A 21,208-nucleotide genomic window follows, 5' to 3' on the forward strand; every position below is an offset into this window, starting at 1 on the left:
AACGCACCGCCCTCAGCACCGTCACTCTCATGCAATTCGAAGTTCTCGCAGAAGGACTGCAGTTTCCCGAAGGCCCCGTCGCGATGGATGACGGATCAGTCATCCTCGTCGAGATCGCGCGCGGCACTTTGACGCGCGTCTGGAATGGCCGCACCGAAGTCATTGCGAACCTCGGCGGCGGACCGAACGGTGCCGCGGTCGGCCCCGACGGCGCCGTCTACGTGTGCAACAACGGCGGCTTTCAATGGCACAACGTCAATGGCCTGCTGTATCCCGGCCAGGCGGCGAAGGACTACACCACGGGGCGCATCGAGCGGGTGAATCTGGCCACCGGTACGTTCGAGCGCGTTTACGATTCCTTCGACGGCGAAAGGCTCGGCGGGCCGAACGATCTCGTGTTCGATCGCGAGGGCGGCTTGTGGTTTACCGATCTGGGCAAGCGCTTTTCGCGTAGTCGCGATCACAGCGGTCTCTTCCACGCCAGGCCGGACGGCTCTCATTTGCATCGCGCCGTTTATCACGCTGTGTCACTCAACGGCGTGGGATTGTCGCCGGATGAGAAGGTCGTCTACTGCAACGACACAGACACGGGGAAGCTGTGGGCCTTCGACATCGCGTCGCCCGGGAAGCTCGTGCCGTTCGTTCCCGGCGGTCCGCGCGGACGTGTCGTTTGCACGCTGCCCAATCATCAGCTGCTCGACAGTCTCGCCGTGGAGGAGAACGGCAACGTGTGTTCGGCGACGCTGCTGAACGGAGGCATCACCGTTTTTCGGCCGGATGGTTCCTTCGAACACGAGGCGTTTCCGGATCCGTTGACGACGAACATCTGCTTCGGCGGGGCTGACATGCGCGATGCGTACATCACGCTGTCGGCGACCGGGAAGCTCGTCAAGGCACGCTGGCCGCGACCCGGCCTGAAATTGAACTACAACGCGTGACGATCAGGGCTTGGCGCGATGACGCTGCTCGAGCTCGGCAACGACAGTGGCCAGCGACAATCCCCGATTCTTGAGCAGCAGCGCGAGATGAAAGATCAGATCGGCTGACTCGCTGACGAGCCGCTCGTCTGCTTGTGTGACTGCTGCCAGCGCTACTTCGACACCTTCTTCACCCACCTTCTGTGCGATGCGCGTGGTGCCTTCGGACCAGAGTCGGGCCGTATAACTGCCCTCGGGCCGATCGGCGATACGCTGGGCGAGCACCGACTCGAGCCTCGCTAGGAATGAGAGGCCGGCGGCTTCGGAGCGGATGTCATCGCCGAAGCAACTATCGGTGCCGTTGTGGCACGTCGGTCCCTCGGGGCGCGCTGTAATGAGCAGTGAATCCTTGTCGCAATCCTCCGCGACGGCCACGACGCTGAGGAAGTGGCCTGAAGTTTCGCCCTTGGTCCAGAGACGATTCTTGCTGCGGCTGAAGAACGTCACGCGACCGCTCTCCAGCGTCGTCCGCAGCGCTTCAGCATTCATGAAGCCCAGCATCAGCACCTGCCCGGTAGCGCAATCCTGAACGATTGCCGGCAGGAGACCGTCGCCTTTCTCCCAGTCGAGCGTTCTGATCTGCGCAAGATTCATGGCCGGATCTCGATTGCGCGACCGCGCAGGTATTGCTTGAGGTCGGGGATGGCGATGGCGCCCGTATGGAAGACGCTTGCCGCCAGAGCACCGTCGACGCGAGCGTCAGCGAACACAGCTTCAAAATGCTCCGGCGCACCGGCGCCGCCTGACGCAATGAGCGGCACCCGGCAGAGATTCCTCACCGCGCGCAGTTGCTCGATGTCGTAGCCTTTGCGCACTCCGTCGCTGGCCATGCAATTGAGTACGATCTCGCCGGCCCCGCGTTCCTGGACTTCGCGAACCCAGTCGAGGGTAAGACGCGCCGTATTGCGCGTGCGCGATGGATCGCCTGTGAACTGATAGACGTGATACGCGCCTTCCACCGTCTGGCTGTCGATGCCGACGACGACGCACTGCGCTCCGAAGCGAGCATTCAGTCGTGAGATGAGATCGGGATCCGCGAGGGCGGGGGAGTTGATCGACACCTTCTCGGCGCCCTCGCCGAGCACTTCTTCGGCGTCCTCCACGGAACGAATGCCGCCGGCGACACAGAAGGGAATGTCGAGAATGCGAGCGACGCGACTCACCCAGCTGCGATCGACCGATCGACCGTCGGGACTCGCTGTGATGTCGTAGAACACGAGCTCGTCCGCGCCTTCGTCGCGATAGCGCGTCGCAAGCTCGAGGATGTCGCCCACGACCACATGGTCGCGGAAGCGAACGCCTTTGACGACCTGGCCGTCCCTTACGTCGAGGCAGGGGATGATGCGTTTGGCAAGAATGGCCGCAGCTCCTCGGAAGAAATGCGCTTCTCCAGCATCGCCTTGCCGCTGATCACGGCAGCGACGCCGCAGTCGCGCAAGGCATGCAGGTCTCGAGCGTTGCTTACGCCGCCTGAGGCCTGCCACTGCAGTTCTGGAAAGCGGCGCACCGCCTCCGCGTACAACTCACAGTTGGGGCCCGTCAGCGCGCCGTCGCGCGAGATGTCGGTGCAGAGCACATGAGCCAGCCCGACTTTCATGAATTGGTCGACCGCCTGCCAGAGAACGGTGTCGCTCGTCTTCTGCCAGCCATGCGTCGTCAGCAACGGCATGCCGGCGGAGTCGATACGCACGTCGAAGGCCAGCACGATACGTTTCGGGTCGACCTGCGTCATCCAGCGCATGACATCGTCCGGCGCTGTGACTGCGACACTGCCGACGACAGCGCGCTCGACGCCGGTGGCGAGAATGTCTTTCACTCGATCAAGCGTACGCAGGCCGCCGCCGACCTGCAGGATCGCACGACCGCGAGCGACAAGGTCCGCGACGATAGCCCGGTTCTGCTGGTTGCCGTCGCGAGCACCGTCGAGATCCACGACGTGGACCCGTCGCGCACCGAGCGACAGATAGTGATCCAGCACCTGGGCCGGTTCGTTGGAGTAGACGGTTTCCGCCGCGAAGTCGCCCTGGAAGAGCCGCACGCAGCGCCCGTCCTTCAGATCGATAGCAGGAATCAGTTCCATGGATCGAGTCCTTTCGTTCCTACAGTTGCACGAAGTTGCGCAGCAGTTGCGCACCGATGCGCGCCGACCGCTCCGGGTGAAACTGCGCACCATAGACGTTGCCGCGGCGGACGACTGCCGCGAACGGATCGCCGTACTGGGTCGTTGCAAGCGTCAGCTCACTGACGGGGGCCGCGTAGCTATGCACGAAGTAGACGTAGTCTCCAGGCCGGATGTCATTCAGCAATGAGGTTTTTCCGTTGAACTCGAGTTGATTCCAGCCCATGTGGGGTACGGGCAAATTGTCGCGATCGGGCAGTCGCCGAACGCGGCCCGGCAATAGTCCGAGGCACTGCACATCGCCTTCTTCTGATGAATCGAACAGAAGCTGCATGCCGACGCAGATGCCGAGAACCGGTTGTTTGAGTCCGCGGATCGTTTCGACGAGTCCTGCCTTCTGCAGACGGCCCATGCAGTCGGCTGCGGCGCCGACGCCGGGCAGGATCACGTGACTGGCCGCGCGCAGCTTCTCAGGATCGGTGGTCAACTCCGCGGGAACACCGAGACGTTCCATCGCAAGTTCGAGAGACGCGATGTTCGCGCCGCCGCTGTCGATGATGGCAACTCCGTTCGTCACAGCGTTCCCTTCGTGCTCGGCAGCTCGGAGCCTTCGATGCGGATCGCCTGACGCAACGCGCGTCCGACCCCTTTGAAACAGCCTTCGATCATGTGATGCGTGTTCTCGCCCGTGACCTTGATATTGATCGCGGCGCCCAGCGTGTCCGCAAGTGAGCGGAAGAAATGCGGCACGAGCTCGGTGGGCAACTGCCCGACGGAGTCGCGACCGAACTGGCCCTCGAAGACGAAGTAGGCCCGGCCCGACAGATCGATTGCGACCTGCGCGAGCGCTTCGTCCATGGCCAGCAGGAATCCATAGCGCTGAATGCCACGCTTGTCACCAAGCGCAGCGCGCAGTGCCTGTCCGAGCGCCAGCGCGCAATCTTCGACAGTGTGATGCTCATCGATGTGCAGATCGCCTTTGCACGTGAGCTGCAGCGAGAACCCGCCGTGCTTCGCGATCTGCTCCAGCATGTGATCGAAGAAGCCCAGTCCGGTGGTCACGTGGATCGGCGACTCCGCGTCGAGGTTCACGGCCACGCGGATATCCGTCTCCTTGGTCTTGCGATCGATGGTTGCCGTGCGCTGCGAGCGAGTCAGCTTCGCGGCGATCTCGGGCCATCCTTCGTCCGGACCGATACGCAGACCCGTGACTCCGATGTTGCGGGCAAGCTCGAGGTCCGTTTCACGGTCGCCGATCACATAGCTGTGAGTCAGATCGAGCGAGTTCGCCTCGAGATACGCCTCGAGCAGCCCTGTTTTGGGCTTGCGGCAGGCACATCCATCCGTGGGAAAGTGCGGACAGATGAACTCCGCCTCGAACGAGATTCCCTGCGATGAAAGCAGTCGCTGCAGGAACTCGTGCGGTTCGCGAAAAGAGGGTTCGGGAAAGCTTTGCGTACCCAGTCCGTCCTGGTTGCTCACCATGACGAACGTGTAGCCCGCATCGCGAAGCGCGAGAAGGGCGGGAACAACACCCGCCACCAGCCGGAACTTCTGCAGGCTGTCGATCTGATAGTCGGCCGGCTCTTCGATGATCGTGCCGTCCCGATCGATGAAAAGGACCCTTTTTGCGCTCATGCGGCGTCTCCGGAAACAGCGCCAGGCAGTCGCTCGAGCGTACGAAGCAGACGAGCGTTCTGCTCTGGCGTGCCGACGGACACGCGGACGCAATCAGCCAGCAATGGGTTCGATCGCAAGTCGCGGATGATAAGCCCGCCCGACATCGCGGCATCCAGCACGCCTTTCACGTCGACACACTGGAGCAGCAGGAAATTCGAATCGCTGCGCCAAACCCTGCGCACCGCCGGCACTGCGGCCAATGCGTTCAGAAGAACTTCGCGCTCGCGCAAAATGGTCTGGATGCGTGCCTGAGCCTCTGCGCGGTGTGAAGCGTCAGTGCAGAGCAGGACGGACTCGATGGTGTGAGTCGGCAGGGCATACGGCGTGATGACGCCGGAAAGCAACGCGACGATGTCCTTGTGGGCAAGCAAAGCGCCGCAACGTGCTCCCGCCAGCGCGTACGCCTTGGAAAGCGTGCGCAGTACGACGAGATTCTCGAATCGGGCCAGCGCGGGGACGATGCTCTCGACACCCGCGAACTCGATATAGGCTTCGTCGACGACGACGATCGCCTTGTCAGTCAGCTTCGAACAAAGAGTTTCGATGGCAGCGCGATCCAGCAGATTGCCCGTGGGGTTGTTCGGTGAGCAGACGAAGACCAGCTTGACCTTGTCATTCCAGGCCGCGAGGACTCGTTCCACATCAAGGGCATAGCCGCGCTCTTTCAGCAGCGGCACCTCGACGACGCCCGCGCCTTGAATGCGCGCGGACACCTTGTACATGCCGAACGTCGGCGGACAGATCATGATGCTGTCTTCGCCGGCTCGGCAGAACGCGCGTACGAGCAGATCGATGCCTTCATCGCTGCCGCGACCCGCGAGGACATTGTCGGGAGCGGTTCCGTAGAGCTCAGCGAGATGCTCGATCAGCTCTTGCGGTTGCGGCTCTGGATATCGATTCAGGCCGGCAGCACTGTCTTCCTGCGAAGCGCGCCAGGGCATTTCGTTGGCGTGCATCCGCTCGAATGCCGGCTCCCAGGCTGCATGTTCGTACGGCCGAAGCGTCAGGATCTCCGGGCGAGCGAGTTGAAGGACGCTGATCATGGCCGGGCCGCCGCTTCGAGATGACGCAGCCGCACCTGGACTGCGTTGGCATGCGCATCGAGACCTTCGAGCTGGGCGATCGTCACAGCAGTCGGGCCCAGATCGCGCAGGCCTTCGTCGCTCAGTTCCTGGACGGTGATCCGCTTCATGAAGTCCGTCATCGAGAGACCGCTGTATGCGCGTGCGAAACCGTAGGTCGGCAGCACGTGGTTCGTCCCGCTGCAGTAGTCACCCATCGTTTCCGGAGTCCAGGTGCCGAGGAATACAGAGCCGGCGTTTCGGATCTTCGGCAGCCAGGCGCGGGCATTGCGGGTTTGAACGATCAGATGCTCCGGGGCGTAGCTGTTGCTGACGTCGAAGGCGACGTCGAGCGAATCCACAACGAAGATCCGTGCGTGGGCGATGGACTTGCGCAGCGTGCTCTCGCGATCCAGTCGTTGCATCTGCTGCTCGAGCTGCAACAACGTTTCCTGGGCCAGTGTCTTCGAGGTCGTCACGAGAATCGCTTGTGCATCGATGCTGTGCTCGGCCTGGGCGAGCAGGTCGGCGGCGACGAACTCGGCGCGGGCCGACTCATCCGCGATGACCAGAACTTCCGAGGGGCCGGCCGGCAAGTCGAGCGCTGCTCCGTCTGCGTCGTTGGCCGCGAGCAGCTTCGCTGCTGTGACCCACGCGTTGCCCGGACCGAACACTTTATCGACCTTCGGGATTGTGTGCGTTCCGTAGGCCATCGCTGCAATCGCTTGTGCGCCGCCGACTTTGAAGATTCGTTCGACACCGCAGAGGCGGGCAGCAACCAGCACAGCGGGATCGGCGGTGCCGTCCTTGCGCGGCGGAGTACACACAATTCGTGTCGGACAACCCGCGATCCTCGCGGGTACAGCCAACATGATCGCTGCCGAGGGCAGGGGGGCTACACCGGCGGGAACATAGAGTCCGACTGAATCAATGGGACGATAGTGGCGTTCACATACGACGCCCGGTGATGTCTCGATTCTGATTGGGTCAGCGAGTTGCGCAACATGGAAGCGGCTGACATTCGCAATCGCGCGATGCAGCGCTGCCAGCTGATCTTCATTGAGGGCCGCGGCGGCGCTCGTGAACTCAGCGTCGCTCACCTGCAGCGCCGCCAGATCGACGCCATCGAAGCGTTGCGTGTACTCGAGAAGTGCTGTGTCACCACGCGCTCGCACGTCCGCGATGATCTGGCGAACCGATGCGTTCAAGGCGTCCACGTTCTCTTGCGCGGGACGCTGCAGCGCCTTGAGACGATCGCTCGCGGATAGCTGCGACCAGTCGAGGAGGGCTGGAAGCGTCATGCGAGCATCTTCTCGACAGGCAACACGAGAATCGCGCTGGCGCCGGCACCTTTGAGGCCTTCGAGCGTCTCCCAGAACACATTCTCGCGGCAAACGGCGTGCACCGCGACTTTGTCGCCGGCGCCGTCGAGCGGCATGATCGTCGGTGATTCGCTGCCGGGCAGAAGCTTGCGGATCTCGGCGAGCTTCTCGCGAGGCGCATGCAGCATGATGTACTTGCTCTCCTTGACCTGCTGCACGCCGTCGATGCGCATCGTCAGGCGATGAATCCATTCCTGCTTTTCCATGGTCACGGGCACAGGCGTGCTGATGATGGCAGCCTGACTCTCCATCACGGTTTCCGCTTCGGACAGGTGATTGGCAATGAGTGTCGAGCCGGTGGAAACGAGATCGCAGATGAAATCCGCGCGACCGAGGCGAGGCGCGATTTCCACCGCGCCCGACATCGTCACGACTTCGGCCTGCACATCGCGTTCACGAAGGAAGCGGGCGAGGATGTTCGGATAAGTCGTTGCGATGCGTTTGCCGCGGAGCGAGCTGGCATCCTTGTACTCCGTGCCATCGGGCACGGCGATGGACAGCCGGCACTTGCCGTAGTCCAGAACCATCACCTGTTCGAAGAGGGGGGAAACGCCACGCGTCTGGAAGGACAGGCGCTTCTCTTCGATGACGTTGAGTCCGACGATGCCGAGATCGCAGACGTCCTGCTGCACGAGATCCGGAATGTCATCGTCGCGCACGAACAGCACATCGAGCGGCATGTTCTCGCCGTAGCACATCAGCTGATCTTTGCCGCGGCTGTACTTGAGCCCGCAGCGCGCGAGCAGGTCGAGGGAGTTCTCGGTGAGGCGGCCGGATTTCTGCAAGGCCACTTTGAGGCGCGATGATTTATCCATGATGTGATCTGCCTCAGCCCACGCGGCTTTCTTTCAGTCGGCCAGCAGCCAGGGAATAGCCGCCATTGCCGTTCGTAAGGTAGCGAGCGACCCTGCCGATGGTCGTGACACTCACGCCGGTCTGCTTGTGGATCTCACGATACGGAACGCCTTCCTGCAGAAGGCCCACTACGGCCCAACGATCCGCGAGCGCCTGAAGCTCGGCGGGCGTGCACAGGTCCCGGAAGAAGGACCGACATTCATCGACGCTCTTGAGCGTCAGGACGGCAGCGAATAGGGATCGCTCCGCCAGCGCTTCCTGGCGCGGCGTTACCAATCGGTGTTCTTTCATGACCCGGGATCGGTGGGAGGAATGTATTAATGTACTAGCGTGCTAGTACATTAATACCCGGCGCGTCGGGCCGTCAACCTCAGTTTGCGCACCGCGATGAGGCATTCCCGCAAAACACCCCGGTTTCGTGATGTCCATGCAGTTGATTTCCTTGACGCTTCGCGGTCGGGGCCCATAGACTTCTCGCCGCTCATCGAGACCGGCGGAGGGTAAGGCCCTTGGAAGCCGGGGCAACCGTCGAGGCTAACCACCTCGAAAAGGTGCCAACTCCTGCGGAGACCGTCAGGTCCCGACAGATGAGTTGCTGGGAAGCTGCGTCATTCCTTTGCCGGAATGGGGCAGATGGTCCACAGCGACCTGCCACTACGGGTACTCCGTGGGGTTTCTGCGATGCGCGAAACCTTGATTCCGCCCCCAGCACGGGCGCGGAATGAATTGGAGTACTTGCTGCATGAACGCTTTGACTCAGCCGGCCGCACTGGACGTCGCGCCTGCTGCATCCATTCCCGAAGCCGTGGAATCCGCGACACGCGAGGGCGTGCTCGAGATCCCGGGCGCGTTCAAACTTCATCTCGGCGGCCACATCGATCAGATGAAAGTCGCGTGGCGTCTCGTCGGCGATGACGCAGCTCCCGTCGTTGCGGCCCTGGGCGGCATCTCCGCAGGTCGTTTCGTCACCGGGAACACGCCACGAGGCTGGTGGAGTGAAATCGTCGGGCCGGGCAGTGCGCTGGATACGCGACGCTGTCGAGTGCTCGGTTTCGATTTCCTCGGCGGCAGCGGACAGACCACAGGCCCACGACGCGATCAGTCAAATTTCCCCTCCATCAGCGCCTACGATCAGGCAGCCGTTCTGGCTCATCTCATCGAACACCTGAAGCTGGGATCGGTCCAGGCCGTCGTCGGCGCTTCTTATGGCGGAATGGTCGCGCTGGCCTTCGCGGAACGCTTTCCTCAGCTCACTCGACGCATCGTCGTGATCAGTGCCGCAGACCGTTCTCATCCGATGGCGACAGCGTGGCGCAGCGTCCAGCGCGCGACTGTTCGCTATGCGTTGAAGAAGAACGACGGCCCTGAAGGGCTGCGACTCGCGCGCGCGCTGGCGATGGCGACGTATCGCAGCCCGGCTGAATTCGCAGTTCGTTTCGACGCCGAGCCCGAGAGAATCGACGGGCGTTTCCAGTTTCCGGTCGAAACCTATCTCCTGGCCCGCGGCGATGCGTATGCGGCGTCCTATCTCCCCGAAGCATTCCTGTGCTTGTCGGAATCGATCGACCTGCATCGCGTCGACCCGGCTCGCATCACGGTACCCACGACGCTCGTCGCGGTACGCGAGGATCAGCTCGTGCCTCTCTGTGACGTCCAGCGACTGCAATCGTCGCTCGCCGGTCCCGCAGAGATCGTGGAGATCTCCTCACTGTATGGTCACGACGCCTTCCTGAAGGAAGGCGCCGTATTGCAACCCGTTTTCGAACGCGCCCTGGGATTTTCCGAGCAAGCACGATGAGCGACAGTTTCAGTTCCGCTACCCGCGCGGTGAGAGCCGCACTCGAGTCCGACACTCAGCACAATGCGGTCGTACCGCCCATTCATCTGACGTCGACGTACGCATTCAAGGCCTTCGGCGAGAAAGGCGCGTACGACTACACGCGTTCCGGCAACCCCACGCGCGACGCGCTGGGCGAAGCGATCGCTGAGCTCGAAGGCGCGGCGGGGGCGGTCATCACGGCGTCCGGCATGGCTGCGGTCACGCTCGCGACGCACCTGCTGGAGAGCAACGATCTCCTCATAGCGCCTCACGATTGCTACGGCGGCACCTATCGGCTTTTCGACGCGCTCGCGAAGCGCGGCTCGATCCGGGTCGAATTCGTGGATCAGACCGATGCACGTGCCCTGGATGCCGCACTGGCGAAGAAGCCGCGTCTCGTATGGATCGAAACGCCCAGCAATCCACTGCTGCGTATCGTCGACATCAGGAGCATCGCAACGAAAGCTCACGCTGCGGGCGCGCTTCTACTGGTGGACAACACCTTCCTGTCGCCGGGCTGGCAGCTGCCGATCGCGCTCGGTGCGGATCTGGTGTTGCATTCGACGACGAAGTACCTCAACGGTCACAGCGACGTCGTTGGCGGTGCCGTCGCGTCAGCGACTCGCGAACTGCACGAAAAGCTAGTGTGGTGGGCGAACTGTATCGGCGTGACTGGTGCTCCATTCGACAGCTACCTGACGCTGCGCGGACTGCGCACGCTTCATGCGCGGCTATCCGTCCACGGCGACAATGCGCAGCGCATTGCTCAGCTTCTCGATGCCCATCCGGCTGTGCAGAAGGTGTTCTTCCCGGGGCTCGCGCATCATCCGCAGCACGAGATTGCGAAGCGCCAGCAGTCCGGCTTCGGCGCCATGGTCAGCTTTGAACTCAAGGGCGGCGTTCCGCAGGCACGCGCATTCCTCGATGGCCTGCGATGCTTCTCGCTGGCGGAGTCGCTTGGCGGCGTCGAGAGCCTGGTGGCGCATCCGGCCAGCATGACTCATGCAGGAATGGCGGCAGAAGCAAGATCGCGTGCGGGCATCTCCGATTCCTTGTTGCGACTCTCTGTCGGAATCGAAAGTGCGGACGACTTGCTGCGCGATCTGCAGAGTGGTCTTGATCGCGCTCAACGTATCTGAAGAAGCGCGAACGCAGTGACTGCCTCCCGGCAGTCTGTGTACTCTGTGCAGTCTCCAGGGGCTGCCCAAAGAAACGTGAACAGAGTACACATGAAGACCAAAGTCACCGAACTGCTCGGTATCCGCTATCCGATCATTCAGGGCGGCATGCAGTGGGTTGGCACTGCCGAGCTTGCATCGGCGGTTTCGAACGCAGGCGGTCTCGGCATTCTCACGGCGCTCACGCAGCCGACACCCGATGATCTGCGGCGCGAGATCGAGCGCTGCCGCACGATGACCGACAAGCCGTTCGGGGTGAATCTCACGATCCTGCCGGCCATCACACCTCCGCCTTATGCGGAATACATGCGCGCCATCATCGAGAGCGGGATCAAGATCGTCGAGACCGCGGGTAACAGCCCCAAGAATTTCATCGGCGAGTTCAAGCAGCACGGCATCAAGGTCGTGCACAAGTGCACATCGGTGCGCCACGCGCTTTCCGCCGAACGCTACGGCGTCGACATCGTCAGCATCGACGGGTTCGAATGCGCCGGTCATCCGGGTGAAGATGATGTCCCCAACATGATTCTGATTCCGGCGGCCGTCGCGGCACTCAAGATTCCCGTCGTGGCATCCGGCGGAATCGGTGATGGTCGCGGTATGGCCGCGGCATTCGCGCTGGGTGCGCAAGGCATCAACATGGGCACCCGGTTCATGTGCACGAAGGAAGCTCCGGTGCACGACAACGTGAAGCAGGCGCTCGTTCAGGCTACTGAGCGGGACACGAATCTGATGTTCAGGACGATGCACAACACTGCACGGGTCTTCAAGAATGCGATTTCGGAAGAAGTCGTCGCAATGGAGAAGCGCGGTGCGAAGTTCGAGGAGGTCAGGCACCTCGTTGCCGGCGCGCGCGGCAAGGTTGCTTTGAAGAACGGTGACGTGAACGACGGCGTCGTCAGCGCCGGGATGGTGATCGGCCTGATTCACGACGTGCCGAGCTGCGCCGAGCTGATCGATCGCATCGTGAGCGAATGTCGTCAGCATCTGGGCGCGGCGACGGCGATGGTCGCTGTCTAGCGAGGTCGCATGAACTATTCAGCTATTCGCTACGAAGTCGTCGACGGCATCCTGACGCTCACGCTCAATCGCCCTGACCAGCTCAATGCGTTCACGCCACAGATGGCGGAGGAGCTGATCAGCGCATTCACGCACGCGAGCGATGACGACGCTGTGCGCGGAATCATCGTGACGGGCGCCGGGAAGGCCTTCTGCGCGGGCATGGATCTGTCGGCGCCTGGGAATGTTTTCGGTCTCGATGAGTCGCAGCAGCCGACGCTGGACGACATGCATGAGCGCCTCGACGACCCGGCGATCGTGAAGGGTGTGCGTGACACTGGCGGTCGCGTGACGCTCGCGATTTTCAACTGCAAGAAGCCGGTGATCGCTGCGATCAATGGCGCGGCAGTCGGCATCGGCGCGACCATGACGCTCGCGATGGACATTCGCCTCGCCTCGGACAAAGCGCGCATCGGATTCGTGTTCGGCAAGATCGGCATCGTGCCGGAAGCATGCTCGTCGTGGTTCCTGCCCAGGATCGTCGGGATTTCGCAGGCGCTCGAGTGGGTCTACACGGCGGACATCATCGACGCGAACGAAGCGCAGCGTGGTGGATTGGTGAAATCCGTGATCGCGCCCGAACAGCTCCTCGACGAAGCGCGGAAACTGCTTCGACGCATCATCGACAACCGTTCACCCGTCGCGATCGCACTCGCAAGACAGATGCTGTATCGAAACACCGCGCAGCCTCATCCGCTCGAAGCGCATCGAATCGATTCGCTCGCGATGTTCTACACGAGCGTCAACGATGGGAAGGAGGGCGTGCAGTCGTTTCGCGAGAAGCGCGCCCCCGAATTCAAGTCGAGCGCATCGCGCGACTTGCCGCCGTTCTACGAAGAATGGACGCGCGAGCCGCGCTGAGAAAACCGCACGCAAAAAAATAGGCCGGCTCTTCGCCGGCCTTGATGTGGCAACTTAGAAGCGCGGTCGTGGCGATATCGGCGTGAGCCGTCATCGACCTTGGGGACTAACCCGACACGAGCCCTGTTTCCACCAAAGACACCTCGACCGTAGTGGTCGAGACATGGAGATTTGCCCGAAGGCGGAAGCACCGGCAGAGATCGAATCACCGGGGCGGACAAATCATAACCGTCCCGCCGGGGTTTGTGGCAAGAAAATTTGCCGCACCCGGAGGGGTTCGATTCCCCCTGAGATATCAGGGCTTTACGGCGTTTACTGCAGGATTCGCTTGACGACTTCGTCGCCCGCTTCGCGCGTGCTCCTGGCCGCGCCGCCAGCCGCGATATCGGCCGTTCTGAGGCCCGCCGCGACGGCGTCGGCCACAGCTTTTTCAACCACTTGCGCCTCGGCCGGCAGCTCCAGGGAGTGCCTCAGGAGCATGCCGACGCTCAGGATGGTGCCGAGCGGATTGGCGATTCCCCGGCCGGCAATGTCCGGGGCGGAACCGTGGATCGGCTCGTAAACCCCGAGGCGGCCAGCGCCCAGGGAGGCCGACGGAAGCAGGCCGAGCGACCCGGCCAGCATCGAAGCTTCATCCGTCAGGATGTCGCCGAACATGTTCTCGGTAAGCATCACATCGAAGCTCGCAGGCTTGCGGATGAGATGCATCGCCGCTGAATCGACGAGCATGTGTTCGAGCTTTATGTCGGCGAATTCTTCGTTGAGGACGCGCTCGACAGTGCTGCGCCACAGGCGCGAAGTTTCCAGCACGTTTGCCTTGTCAACGGACACGATGGACTTGCGCCGATTGCGCGCGAGCCTGCCTGCGACTCGCGTCACGCGTTCGATCTCTTCGACCGTGTAAGTGCAGAGATCGCTTGCCGCATCGGCTGTGCGGCGTTTCTCGCCGAAGTAGATGCCGCCGGTGAGTTCTCGCACGACCATGATGTCGGTGCCCTTCAACACCTCAGGCTTGAGCGGCGAAGCGTCGAGGAGCGAAGGATGCAGCGTCACCGGACGCAGGTTCGCGAACAGTCCGAGGCCCTTGCGCAACGCGAGCAGCCCCTGCTCGGGCCGGATCTTCGCATTCGGATCCGACCATTTCGGTCCGCCGACCGCGCCCAGCAGAACTGCGTCAGCGGTGCCGCAAGCGGAGAGAGTGGAGGCGGGCAGTGCGGATTGCGTGGCATCGATGGCAGCACCCCCGATGAGATGCGCCTCGAACTTGAAATCGTGACCGAAGCGGCTCGCAACCGCCTCCAGCACACGGACGCCTTCATGAGTGACTTCGGGGCCGATGCCATCGCCGGCGAGGACAACGATCTTTGCGTGCATGCTATGCGCGGCCCTGTTCGAATTTCGTGATCGCGTCCGAGCGACTGAGCAGGAATCCCATTTCGTCGGTGCCGTTCAGCAGGCAGTAGCGGGCGAAACCTTCGATGGGGAACTGGACGCTCGTTCCTGTCGGAAGCGTGAGTGTCGATGTTTCGAGATCGATGCGCAGCTGCGCACCGGGATTGTCGAGCAGCCATTGGTGAGTGGCTTCGTCGACGACGATCGGCAGCAGGCCGTTCTTGAGCGAGTTGCTGCGGAATATATCGGCGATCTCCGTGCTGATGACGGCACGAAAGCCATAGTCGAGCAAAGCCCACGGCGCGTGTTCACGCGACGACCCGCAACCAAAGTTGCGTCCGCCGACGAGAATCGCGCAGCCGGAAGATTCAGGCCGATTGAGGATGAAGTCGCTCTTGGGCGCACCGGAGGCTTCGTAGCGCCAGTCCGAGAATGCAAGCTTGCCCAGGCCCTCCTTGGTCGTCGTCGTGAGGAAGCGCGCCGGAATGATCTGGTCGGTGTCGATGTTCGTGAATGGCAGGACGACGGTCCGCGATTCGATGGTGCGTATGGGTTGCATGGTGAACTCAGCCCAGGAAATCACGCGGATCGGTGACTCGTCCGGTAATGGCAGCCGCGGCAGCGGTCGCAGGACTCGCCAGCAAGGTTCTTGCACCCGTGCCCTGGCGGCCTTCGAAGTTGCGGTTGCTCGTGCTGACTGCGTACTGGCCTTTGGCGACGAGGTCGCCATTCATGCCGATGCACATCGAGCAGCCGGACTCCCGCCACTCTGCGCCGGCATCAGTGAAGATCTTCGCGAGGCCGCGGGCTTCCGCCTCACGCTTGATCTGCTGTGAACCGGGAACGATCAGGGCTCGCACGCCGTCGGCCACTCGGCGGCCTCGCATGACCTTCGCAGCGAGCTCGAGATCGGAGAGGCGGGCGTTCGTGCAGCTGCCGACGAACACGACCTGAATCGGCTTGCCGATCAGTTTCTCGCCGCCGGAGAGGCCCATGTAAGCGAGCGACTTCGCGTGGACGGCGTCGTTCGCTCGCTCCGGTACAGAGCCGCTGATCGGTACGACCATGCCGGGGTGGGTGCCGTACGAAATCATCGGTTCCAGCGAGGTCGCGTCGATCTCTACGACACGATCGAAACGTGCGCCCGGATCCGAAGGCAGCTTGCGCCATTCGGCGACTGCCTTGTCCCACGCCGTGCCTTGCGGTGCGAAGCGGCGTCCCTTGAGGTAGGCGAATGTCGTTTCATCGGGAGCGATCATGCCGGCGCGTGCACCGGCTTCGATCGACATGTTGCAGACCGTCATGCGCTCGTCCATCGACAGCGCTTCGATGGCTGAGCCGCGATATTCGATGACGTGGCCGGTGCCGCCCGACACGCCGATCTTGCCGATGATCGCCAGAATCAGATCCTTCGCGGTCACGCTTTCGGGCAAGCGGCCCTTCACTTCGATTGCAAGCGTCTTCGGACGACGCTGCAGCAGGCACTGTGTGGCGAGCACATGGCCGACTTCCGTCGTGCCGATACCGAAGGCGAGGGCGCCGAAAGCGCCATGCGTGGCCGTGTGACTGTCGCCGCACACGATCGTCTTGCCGGGCTGCGTTGCGCCCAGCTCCGGACCGATCACGTGGACGATGCCGCGCTGGTCGCTCCCGAGGCCGAGCAGCTCCACACCGAACTCGCCGCAGTTCTTCTCGAGCTCCTTGACCTGGCGGGCCGCGGATTCGACCTTGATGGGTACCCGACCGAAGATTTCATCTGGATCGGTCGGAGTCGAATGATCCATCGTCGCCAGCGTGCGATCGGTCCGCCGGACCTTCAGGCCCTGTTCGCGCAGCAGCGAGAACGCCTGCGGCGAGGTGACTTCGTGGACCAGGTGAAGATCGATGTAGAGAACGGCGGGCGTATCCGCGGTCTCCGGAACGACCTCGTGCTGTTCCCAGACCTTCTCGAAGAGTGTCTTTGCGTTCATGGATTCGATGCGGCCGCGACGGTCGAGAAGAGGATGCCGAGGGAGCGGTCGGGCCTGCCTGACGATTCGTCAGCCCGGCATCGCCGCCCGCGATGGGCTCAGGCGCCGACCGCCACGTTTTTCCGGTCGGAACAGGATTCGAGCCAGCCCCACTTGTCCGGGGTCTTGCCGTTGAACAGGCCGAAGAACGCGGACTGCAGCGTTTCAGTCACCGGACCGCGCTTGCCGGCGCCGATCTGGATGTGGTCGACGGAGCGGACCGGCGTGATCTCCGCGGCCGTACCCGTCAGGAAGATTTCATCGGCGAGATAGAGCAGTTCGCGCGGAATCGCCTGCTCACGCACTTCGAAGCCGTGCACCCGGGCCAGCTTCACGACGCTGTCACGCGTGATGCCCTGCAGAATCGAGTTGGCGATCGCCGGTGTGTAGATCACGCCATCGCGGATCAGGAACAGGTTCTCGCCCGCGCCTTCGCTCACCGTGCCATCGGTGCTCAGACCGATGCCTTCGGCAAAGCCGAGTCGCTTCGCTTCCATGCTGATGAGCTGGCTCGACAGGTAGTTGCCTGCTGCTTTGCCCATCGCCGGAATGGTGTTCGGCGCGAGTCTCTGCCACGACGACACGCAGACGTCGATGCCGTTCTCGAGGCCTTCGGCGCCGAGGTATGCGCCCCACTCGAATGCAGCAACGACAGTCTCGACAGGAGGCGGGTTCTTCGGCGCGACACCGATTTCACCGTAGCCACGAAACGCGAACGGGCGCAGATACGCGCCACGGTTCAGTTCGTTGCTGACGATGATCTCCTTGCAGGCCGCGCTGATGTCGTCGAAGGAGTAGGGGATGTCGATGCGGTAGATCTTGGCCGAATCGAACAGGCGCTTCGTGTGATCGGTCAGCCGGAAAATGATCGGGCCATTGGCGGTCGGATACGAACGGACGCCTTCGAAAACCGTCGAGCCGTAGTGCAGCGCATGCGCCAGCACGTGCACGGTCGCTTTCTCCCAGGGAACGAGCTTGCCGTTCTGCCAGATGTACTTGGCGGCACTGATGGGCATGGGAGTGCTCCTTCGAAGGATCTTGGCGTCAAAAGATCAGGAAATGGATGTCCGGCGGCCAGCGCAGCCGGACATCCCGTACGCGGATCAGGCGTTTTCCTGCAGCCACGGCATGCGGTCGCGCAGCTTCACGCCGACCTTCTCGATCTTGTGCTTCAGGTCCTGGTTCATGAGCTTGTTGTACTTCTTGCGGCCGCTCTTGTTCTCGCTCATCCACTGGCGCGCGAACTTGCCGTCCTGGATTTCCTTGAGGACCTTCTTCATTTCCTTCTTGGTGCCCTTGTTCACGATGCGCGGGCCGCGCGTGAGATCGCCGTACTTCGCCGTCTCGGAGATGAACTTGTGCATCTTCGCGAGGCCGCCTTCGTGCAGCAGGTCGACGATCAGCTTCAGTTCGTGCAGAACTTCGTAGTACGCGACTTCGGGTTGATAACCGGCTTCGACGAGCGTCTCGAAACCCTTCACGACGAGCTCCGTCGTGCCGCCGCACAGCACGACCTGTTCGCCGAACAGATCCGTCTCGGTCTCTTCCGCGAACGTCGTCTTCAGCACGCCGCCACGGGTGCCGCCGATGCCATGAGCGTAGGCGAGGGCGTTGTCCTTCGCCTTGCGCGTCGCATCCTGGTAGACCGCGAGCAGGCAGGGCACGCCGCGACCCTGTTCGTACTGGCGACGCACGAGGCCGCCCGGGCCCTTCGGTGCGATCAGCACGACATCGAGATCCTTGCGCGGCTTGATGAGGCCGAAGTGCACGTTGAATCCGTGCGCGAAGAGAATCGTCGTGCCTTTGGCGATGTTGCCGATGACATCCTTGTACAGATCCTTCTGAGTCAGATCCGGTGTCAGGAAGGCGATCAATGCAGCACCTTTCACCGCTTCAGCAGGTTCGGCGACCGCAAGGCCGTCCTTCTTCGCATTGCCCCAGCTGGCGCCACTCTTGCGCACGCCTACAACGACGTCGAAACCACTGTCCTTGAGGTTCAGTGCGTGCGCGCGGCCCTGGCTGCCATAGCCGAGGATTGCGATGCGCGCGCCCTTGAGGGCGGCTTTCTTGACGTCCTTCTGCGAATAAATCTGCATGTGCGCTCCTGAAGCGTGTTCGAAACAGAATCAAAATAAAGAACCCCGCCTCGGGCGCGGCCGGTGCGGGGTTCGTTGTGCGAATTCGTGGCTGCCCGTTCTGACCGACGATTACTCACCGCTGTCCGGTTGCGGCTACACAACCTGATCGATCCGGAAAGGGCGCGGGAAGCAAGACGGTCTGATAAATCAGGCGGATAGCAACATAGCGCCACTTTGCTTGTCAACCCCTTGTACACAATCGACCCAGCACGAAATGCGATGCTTCCATCGCAGCCCGCGATGCATCGCCATCCGCGCCGCATCACAGATGCAGAAATAGGACAGCGCCTGCGCGTACCATCCGCTAACCGCTAACCGCTAACCGCTGTCCTAGATGCTCACGACCGAGTCGCACGCCGGATCTGTTCCCATTCACCTCGTCCACGAGGAAACGTTCGAGGCCTGGCGAGCGGGGCAGAGCGAGGTCGTTCGCAACTGGCTCGTCGCGAACGCTTTCAAGGGCGAGCGCTTCAAGATCGTTCTGATTCCCGGCGAACAAGGCACGCCCGCCGCCGTCGTCGTCGGATTGGGGCGTCGCCCTGCACGCGATGAATTCAGTTGCTGGCAATCGGCGGGATTGCCCGATCGCCTGCCGGATGGTCGATACCACTTGGCTCAGTCACTCTCTGACGCCGCTGCGACGCAGTTTGCGTTTGGCTGGCTCTACGGCCAGTACCGGTTCGAACGATATCGTCGTGCGGCGCCTGCGCGTGCGATCTCACTGCAGGTTCCCGCCAATGTCGATATCGCAGAGCTCGAGCGATTGCGTGCGGCGTCAGCTCTCGCGCGCGACCTCGTCAACACGCCTGCGAACGACATGACTCCCGAAGCGCTCGCGAATGCAGCGCTGGAGGTTGCGCGTCGTTACGAATGCAGGCATCGCGTAGTGGTCGGCGATGCGCTCCTCAGCGAACGATTCCCTGCTGTGCACGCCGTCGGCCGCGCCAGCGCAGTCGCACCGCGGCTGATCGATTTTGAATGGGGAAATGCGGCCCATCCGAAGGTGACGCTAGTGGGCAAGGGCGTTTGCTTTGATTCCGGCGGCCTCGACATCAAGCCGGCAGCATCAATGATTCTCATGAAAAAGGATCTTGGGGGCGCCGCCGCGGTACTCGGCCTCGCTCAATCGATCATGGATGCGAAGCTGCCCGTGCGACTGCGCGTGATCGTGCCGGCTGTCGAGAACGCAATCTCCGCGAACGCTTTCCGGCCCGGCGATGTCATCGCGACTCGCAAGGGCTTGTCGGTCGAGATCGGCAATACCGACGCCGAAGGCCGGCTGATTCTCTGCGACGGACTTGCGCTCGCCGATGAAGAGAAGCCCGATCTGCTCATCGACATGGCCACGCTGACCGGTGCCGCTCGTGTCGCACTGGGGCCGGAGCTGCCGGCCTTGTTCGCAAGTGATGATGCGATGGCGGCGGAACTGGTGAAGGTCGGACTCGCCGAATCCGATCCGCTGTGGCATCTGCCGCTCTGGCCCGGCTACGACGATGAGCTGTCGAGCAAGATCGCGGACCTGAACAATGTATCCGCATCGGGATTCTCGGGTGCGATCATTGCGGCGCTGTTCCTGAAGCGGTTCGTAAGCGAAGCGCGCGCATGGCTGCACATCGATCTGTATTCGTGGAACGGCAAGGATCGTCCCGGCCGGCCCGTCGGCGCTGAAGCACAGTGCATTCGTGCGCTCTACGCGTTCCTCAAAGCGCGTTACGTCCGTTGAGCGAGCCCGCCGCTAATTCCGCCGCCGCACAACCGGTCTGGCTCGGTGGGCGCGATCTTGCATTCCTGATCGGCATCAACCTGATCTGGGGCCTGAACCTGATTGCCTCGAAGATCGGCGTCGGGCAGTTCCCGCCGATCCTGTTCACGGCGCTGCGTTTCGGATCCGTCGCGCTGGTCCTGATTCCGTTCCTGCGCATCCATCCCGGCCAGATGCGGACACTCGCCTGCGCGGCTCTGCTCACCGGACCCGCGGCATTCGCGCTGCTGTTCCTTGGCGTCTACCTCGTCAAGGACGCATCGATGGTCGCCATCGCGAGCCAGCTGGGAGTGCCGATCTCGACGCTGCTCTCCGTGTGGCTGCTCGGCGAAACCATTCGCTGGCGGCGCCGGCTCGGCATCGTGCTCGCGTTCGGGGGCATCGCGATCATCGGGTTCGATCCGAGAGCGTTCGATTATTGGGAAGGCCTGATGCTCGTCGTGGCATCGTGCTTCTTCGGTTCACTCGGCCTGATCTTCGTCAAGCGCATGAAGAACATCAAAGCGCTGGAATTGCAGGCGTGGATCGCGATCGTCGGCGGCCCGGTACTGCTGCTTCTCAGCCTCATCCTGGAAGACAATCAGTGGAACGCGGTGGTGAACGCGGACTTGAGCGGCTGGTCGGCACTTGCATTCACGACTGTCATGTCGAGCCTCATCGCGCACACCGGCTGGTACTACCTGGTCAGCCGCTATCCCGTAACGAGCCTTTCGCCGCTGACATTGCTGTCACCTCTGTTCGGAGTGTTCTTCGGTGTAACGCTGCTGCACGACCAGCTGACAGCACGAATGCTCATCGGCGGCGCGGTGACGCTCGCCGGCGTGCTGATCGTGTTGCTGCGCGAGCATCGCATCGCGGATACCGGCACGTAGCCATGTGGACGCACGAACTCGCCGCCGTGTAGAAAGCGCTCTGT

21 protein-coding genes and 1 riboswitch are annotated in these 21,208 nt (G+C 62.4%); of the genes, 7 read left to right on the top strand and 14 right to left on the bottom strand.

Going from position 1 to position 21,208, the window contains the following annotated elements; genetic code table 11:
• The first annotated feature begins 29 nt into the window (after nucleotides 1-29).
• Nucleotides 30-938, top strand: a complete 909-nt coding sequence (locus HNQ60_RS04540) for an SMP-30/gluconolactonase/LRE family protein (RefSeq protein ID WP_184329804.1) — start codon at nucleotides 30-32, stop codon at nucleotides 936-938.
• Nucleotides 939-941: 3 nt separating this feature from the next.
• Here HNQ60_RS04540 and hisIE read toward each other — a convergent pair whose 3' ends face one another.
• The 9 genes from hisIE to HNQ60_RS04585 are packed head-to-tail and all read right to left on the bottom strand — an operon-like array spanning nucleotide 942 to nucleotide 8,365.
• A complete protein-coding gene (gene hisIE / locus HNQ60_RS04545; protein WP_184329805.1) occupies nucleotides 942-1,571 on the bottom strand; it encodes a bifunctional phosphoribosyl-AMP cyclohydrolase/phosphoribosyl-ATP diphosphatase HisIE in 630 nt (209 codons plus the stop codon).
• The gene (gene hisF, locus HNQ60_RS04550; RefSeq protein ID WP_184330187.1) at nucleotides 1,568-2,335 is read right to left on the bottom strand and encodes an imidazole glycerol phosphate synthase subunit HisF; all 768 of its coding nucleotides are present in this window, start codon (nucleotides 2,333-2,335) and stop codon (nucleotides 1,568-1,570) included. Before hisF ends, hisIE begins: the two co-directional genes overlap by 4 nt.
• Nucleotides 2,299-3,057: a 1-(5-phosphoribosyl)-5-[(5-phosphoribosylamino)methylideneamino]imidazole-4-carboxamide isomerase gene (gene hisA, locus HNQ60_RS04555; protein WP_184329806.1), complete on the bottom strand. Its 759-nt coding sequence runs from the start codon at nucleotides 3,055-3,057 to the stop codon at nucleotides 2,299-2,301. The genes hisF and hisA overlap by 37 nt, the downstream gene beginning before the upstream one ends.
• Nucleotides 3,058-3,076: 19 nt before the next feature.
• Nucleotides 3,077-3,673, bottom strand: coding sequence for an imidazole glycerol phosphate synthase subunit HisH (gene hisH / locus HNQ60_RS04560; protein ID WP_184329807.1), 597 nt, complete (start codon nucleotides 3,671-3,673; stop codon nucleotides 3,077-3,079).
• Nucleotides 3,670-4,734 (bottom strand): bifunctional histidinol-phosphatase/imidazoleglycerol-phosphate dehydratase HisB, encoded by a 1,065-nt coding sequence (gene hisB / locus HNQ60_RS04565; RefSeq protein WP_184329808.1) that lies wholly within the window; start codon nucleotides 4,732-4,734, stop codon nucleotides 3,670-3,672. Before hisB ends, hisH begins: the two co-directional genes overlap by 4 nt.
• Nucleotides 4,731-5,819 carry a histidinol-phosphate transaminase gene (hisC, locus tag HNQ60_RS04570; RefSeq protein WP_221304008.1) on the bottom strand — a complete coding sequence of 363 codons (1,089 nt, stop codon included), beginning with the start codon at nucleotides 5,817-5,819 and terminating at the stop codon, nucleotides 4,731-4,733. The genes hisB and hisC overlap by 4 nt, the downstream gene beginning before the upstream one ends.
• Nucleotides 5,816-7,138, bottom strand: coding sequence for a histidinol dehydrogenase (hisD, locus tag HNQ60_RS04575; protein ID WP_184329809.1), 1,323 nt, complete (start codon nucleotides 7,136-7,138; stop codon nucleotides 5,816-5,818). Before hisD ends, hisC begins: the two co-directional genes overlap by 4 nt.
• Nucleotides 7,135-8,034, bottom strand: coding sequence for an ATP phosphoribosyltransferase (gene hisG, locus HNQ60_RS04580; RefSeq protein WP_184329810.1), 900 nt, complete (start codon nucleotides 8,032-8,034; stop codon nucleotides 7,135-7,137). The genes hisD and hisG overlap by 4 nt, the downstream gene beginning before the upstream one ends.
• A 13-nt stretch (nucleotides 8,035-8,047) precedes the next feature.
• On the bottom strand, nucleotides 8,048-8,365 hold the full coding sequence (locus HNQ60_RS04585) for a YerC/YecD family TrpR-related protein (protein WP_184329811.1): 318 nt from the start codon (nucleotides 8,363-8,365) through the stop codon (nucleotides 8,048-8,050).
• 187 nt (nucleotides 8,366-8,552) lie between these two features.
• Nucleotides 8,553-8,668, top strand: a riboswitch (SAM riboswitch).
• Between the two features lie 148 nt (nucleotides 8,669-8,816).
• Here HNQ60_RS04585 and metX point away from each other — a divergent pair.
• From metX to HNQ60_RS04605, 4 genes are read left to right on the top strand one after another with little or no spacing between them, the layout of a single operon-like run.
• Entirely contained in the window at nucleotides 8,817-9,872 is a 1,056-nt protein-coding gene (gene metX, locus HNQ60_RS04590) for a homoserine O-succinyltransferase MetX (RefSeq protein WP_184329812.1), read from the top strand.
• Nucleotides 9,869-11,032, top strand: a complete 1,164-nt coding sequence (gene metB / locus HNQ60_RS04595) for a cystathionine gamma-synthase (RefSeq protein WP_184329813.1) — start codon at nucleotides 9,869-9,871, stop codon at nucleotides 11,030-11,032. The genes metX and metB overlap by 4 nt, the downstream gene beginning before the upstream one ends.
• Before the next feature lie 45 nt (nucleotides 11,033-11,077).
• Nucleotides 11,078-12,091: an NAD(P)H-dependent flavin oxidoreductase gene (locus tag HNQ60_RS04600; protein ID WP_322096836.1), complete on the top strand. Its 1,014-nt coding sequence runs from the start codon at nucleotides 11,078-11,080 to the stop codon at nucleotides 12,089-12,091.
• A gap of 9 nt (nucleotides 12,092-12,100) precedes the next feature.
• A complete protein-coding gene (locus HNQ60_RS04605) occupies nucleotides 12,101-12,991 on the top strand; it encodes a crotonase/enoyl-CoA hydratase family protein (RefSeq protein WP_184329815.1) in 891 nt (296 codons plus the stop codon).
• Between the two features lie 312 nt (nucleotides 12,992-13,303).
• On the opposite strand, the gene leuB is transcribed toward HNQ60_RS04605, so the two are convergent.
• The 5 genes from leuB to ilvC form a co-directional block, all read right to left on the bottom strand.
• Complete coding sequence (gene leuB, locus HNQ60_RS04610; RefSeq protein WP_184329816.1) at nucleotides 13,304-14,365, bottom strand: 3-isopropylmalate dehydrogenase; 1,062 nt, start codon at nucleotides 14,363-14,365, stop codon at nucleotides 13,304-13,306.
• A gap of 1 nt (nucleotide 14,366) precedes the next feature.
• Nucleotides 14,367-14,942: a 3-isopropylmalate dehydratase small subunit gene (gene leuD / locus HNQ60_RS04615; protein ID WP_184329817.1), complete on the bottom strand. Its 576-nt coding sequence runs from the start codon at nucleotides 14,940-14,942 to the stop codon at nucleotides 14,367-14,369.
• 7 nt (nucleotides 14,943-14,949) lie between these two features.
• Nucleotides 14,950-16,353 carry a 3-isopropylmalate dehydratase large subunit gene (gene leuC / locus HNQ60_RS04620; RefSeq protein ID WP_184329818.1) on the bottom strand — a complete coding sequence of 468 codons (1,404 nt, stop codon included), beginning with the start codon at nucleotides 16,351-16,353 and terminating at the stop codon, nucleotides 14,950-14,952.
• 98 nt (nucleotides 16,354-16,451) lie between these two features.
• Nucleotides 16,452-17,408 carry a branched-chain amino acid transaminase gene (locus HNQ60_RS04625; RefSeq protein WP_184329819.1) on the bottom strand — a complete coding sequence of 319 codons (957 nt, stop codon included), beginning with the start codon at nucleotides 17,406-17,408 and terminating at the stop codon, nucleotides 16,452-16,454.
• A gap of 87 nt (nucleotides 17,409-17,495) precedes the next feature.
• Nucleotides 17,496-18,488 carry a ketol-acid reductoisomerase gene (gene ilvC, locus HNQ60_RS04630; protein ID WP_184329820.1) on the bottom strand — a complete coding sequence of 331 codons (993 nt, stop codon included), beginning with the start codon at nucleotides 18,486-18,488 and terminating at the stop codon, nucleotides 17,496-17,498.
• A gap of 376 nt (nucleotides 18,489-18,864) precedes the next feature.
• Between ilvC and HNQ60_RS04635 the strand changes: the two genes are divergently transcribed.
• Entirely contained in the window at nucleotides 18,865-20,253 is a 1,389-nt protein-coding gene (locus HNQ60_RS04635) for a leucyl aminopeptidase family protein (RefSeq protein WP_184329821.1), read from the top strand.
• The gene (locus HNQ60_RS04640) at nucleotides 20,250-21,164 is read left to right on the top strand and encodes a DMT family transporter (protein ID WP_184329822.1); all 915 of its coding nucleotides are present in this window, start codon (nucleotides 20,250-20,252) and stop codon (nucleotides 21,162-21,164) included. Before HNQ60_RS04635 ends, HNQ60_RS04640 begins: the two co-directional genes overlap by 4 nt.
• The last annotated feature ends 44 nt before the right edge of the window (nucleotides 21,165-21,208 follow it).

Source organism: Povalibacter uvarum, assembly GCF_014202975.1.
GTDB lineage: Bacteria > Pseudomonadota > Gammaproteobacteria > Steroidobacterales > Steroidobacteraceae > Steroidobacter > Steroidobacter uvarum.

Bases quoted from the DNA above. Each gene is read 5' to 3' on its own strand.
- hisIE (WP_184329805.1), bottom strand. From the start codon at position 1,571: ATGAATCTTGCGCAGATCAGAACGCTCGACTGGGAGAAAGGCGACGGT.
- hisB (WP_184329808.1), bottom strand. From the start codon at position 4,734: ATGAGCGCAAAAAGGGTCCTTTTCATCGATCGGGACGGCACGATCATC.
- metX (WP_184329812.1), top strand. From the start codon at position 8,817: ATGAACGCTTTGACTCAGCCGGCCGCACTGGACGTCGCGCCTGCTGCA.
- HNQ60_RS04540 (WP_184329804.1), top strand. From the start codon at position 30: ATGCAATTCGAAGTTCTCGCAGAAGGACTGCAGTTTCCCGAAGGCCCC.
- leuB (WP_184329816.1), bottom strand. From the start codon at position 14,365: ATGCACGCAAAGATCGTTGTCCTCGCCGGCGATGGCATCGGCCCCGAA.
- hisD (WP_184329809.1), bottom strand. From the start codon at position 7,138: ATGACGCTTCCAGCCCTCCTCGACTGGTCGCAGCTATCCGCGAGCGAT.
- hisG (WP_184329810.1), bottom strand. From the start codon at position 8,034: ATGGATAAATCATCGCGCCTCAAAGTGGCCTTGCAGAAATCCGGCCGC.
- leuD (WP_184329817.1), bottom strand. From the start codon at position 14,942: ATGCAACCCATACGCACCATCGAATCGCGGACCGTCGTCCTGCCATTC.
- metB (WP_184329813.1), top strand. From the start codon at position 9,869: ATGAGCGACAGTTTCAGTTCCGCTACCCGCGCGGTGAGAGCCGCACTC.
- HNQ60_RS04635 (WP_184329821.1), top strand. From the start codon at position 18,865: ATGCTCACGACCGAGTCGCACGCCGGATCTGTTCCCATTCACCTCGTC.
- hisA (WP_184329806.1), bottom strand. From the start codon at position 3,057: ATGGAACTGATTCCTGCTATCGATCTGAAGGACGGGCGCTGCGTGCGG.
- HNQ60_RS04585 (WP_184329811.1), bottom strand. From the start codon at position 8,365: ATGAAAGAACACCGATTGGTAACGCCGCGCCAGGAAGCGCTGGCGGAG.
- hisC (WP_221304008.1), bottom strand. From the start codon at position 5,819: ATGATCAGCGTCCTTCAACTCGCTCGCCCGGAGATCCTGACGCTTCGG.
- HNQ60_RS04605 (WP_184329815.1), top strand. From the start codon at position 12,101: ATGAACTATTCAGCTATTCGCTACGAAGTCGTCGACGGCATCCTGACG.
- HNQ60_RS04625 (WP_184329819.1), bottom strand. From the start codon at position 17,408: ATGCCCATCAGTGCCGCCAAGTACATCTGGCAGAACGGCAAGCTCGTT.
- ilvC (WP_184329820.1), bottom strand. From the start codon at position 18,488: ATGCAGATTTATTCGCAGAAGGACGTCAAGAAAGCCGCCCTCAAGGGC.
- leuC (WP_184329818.1), bottom strand. From the start codon at position 16,353: ATGAACGCAAAGACACTCTTCGAGAAGGTCTGGGAACAGCACGAGGTC.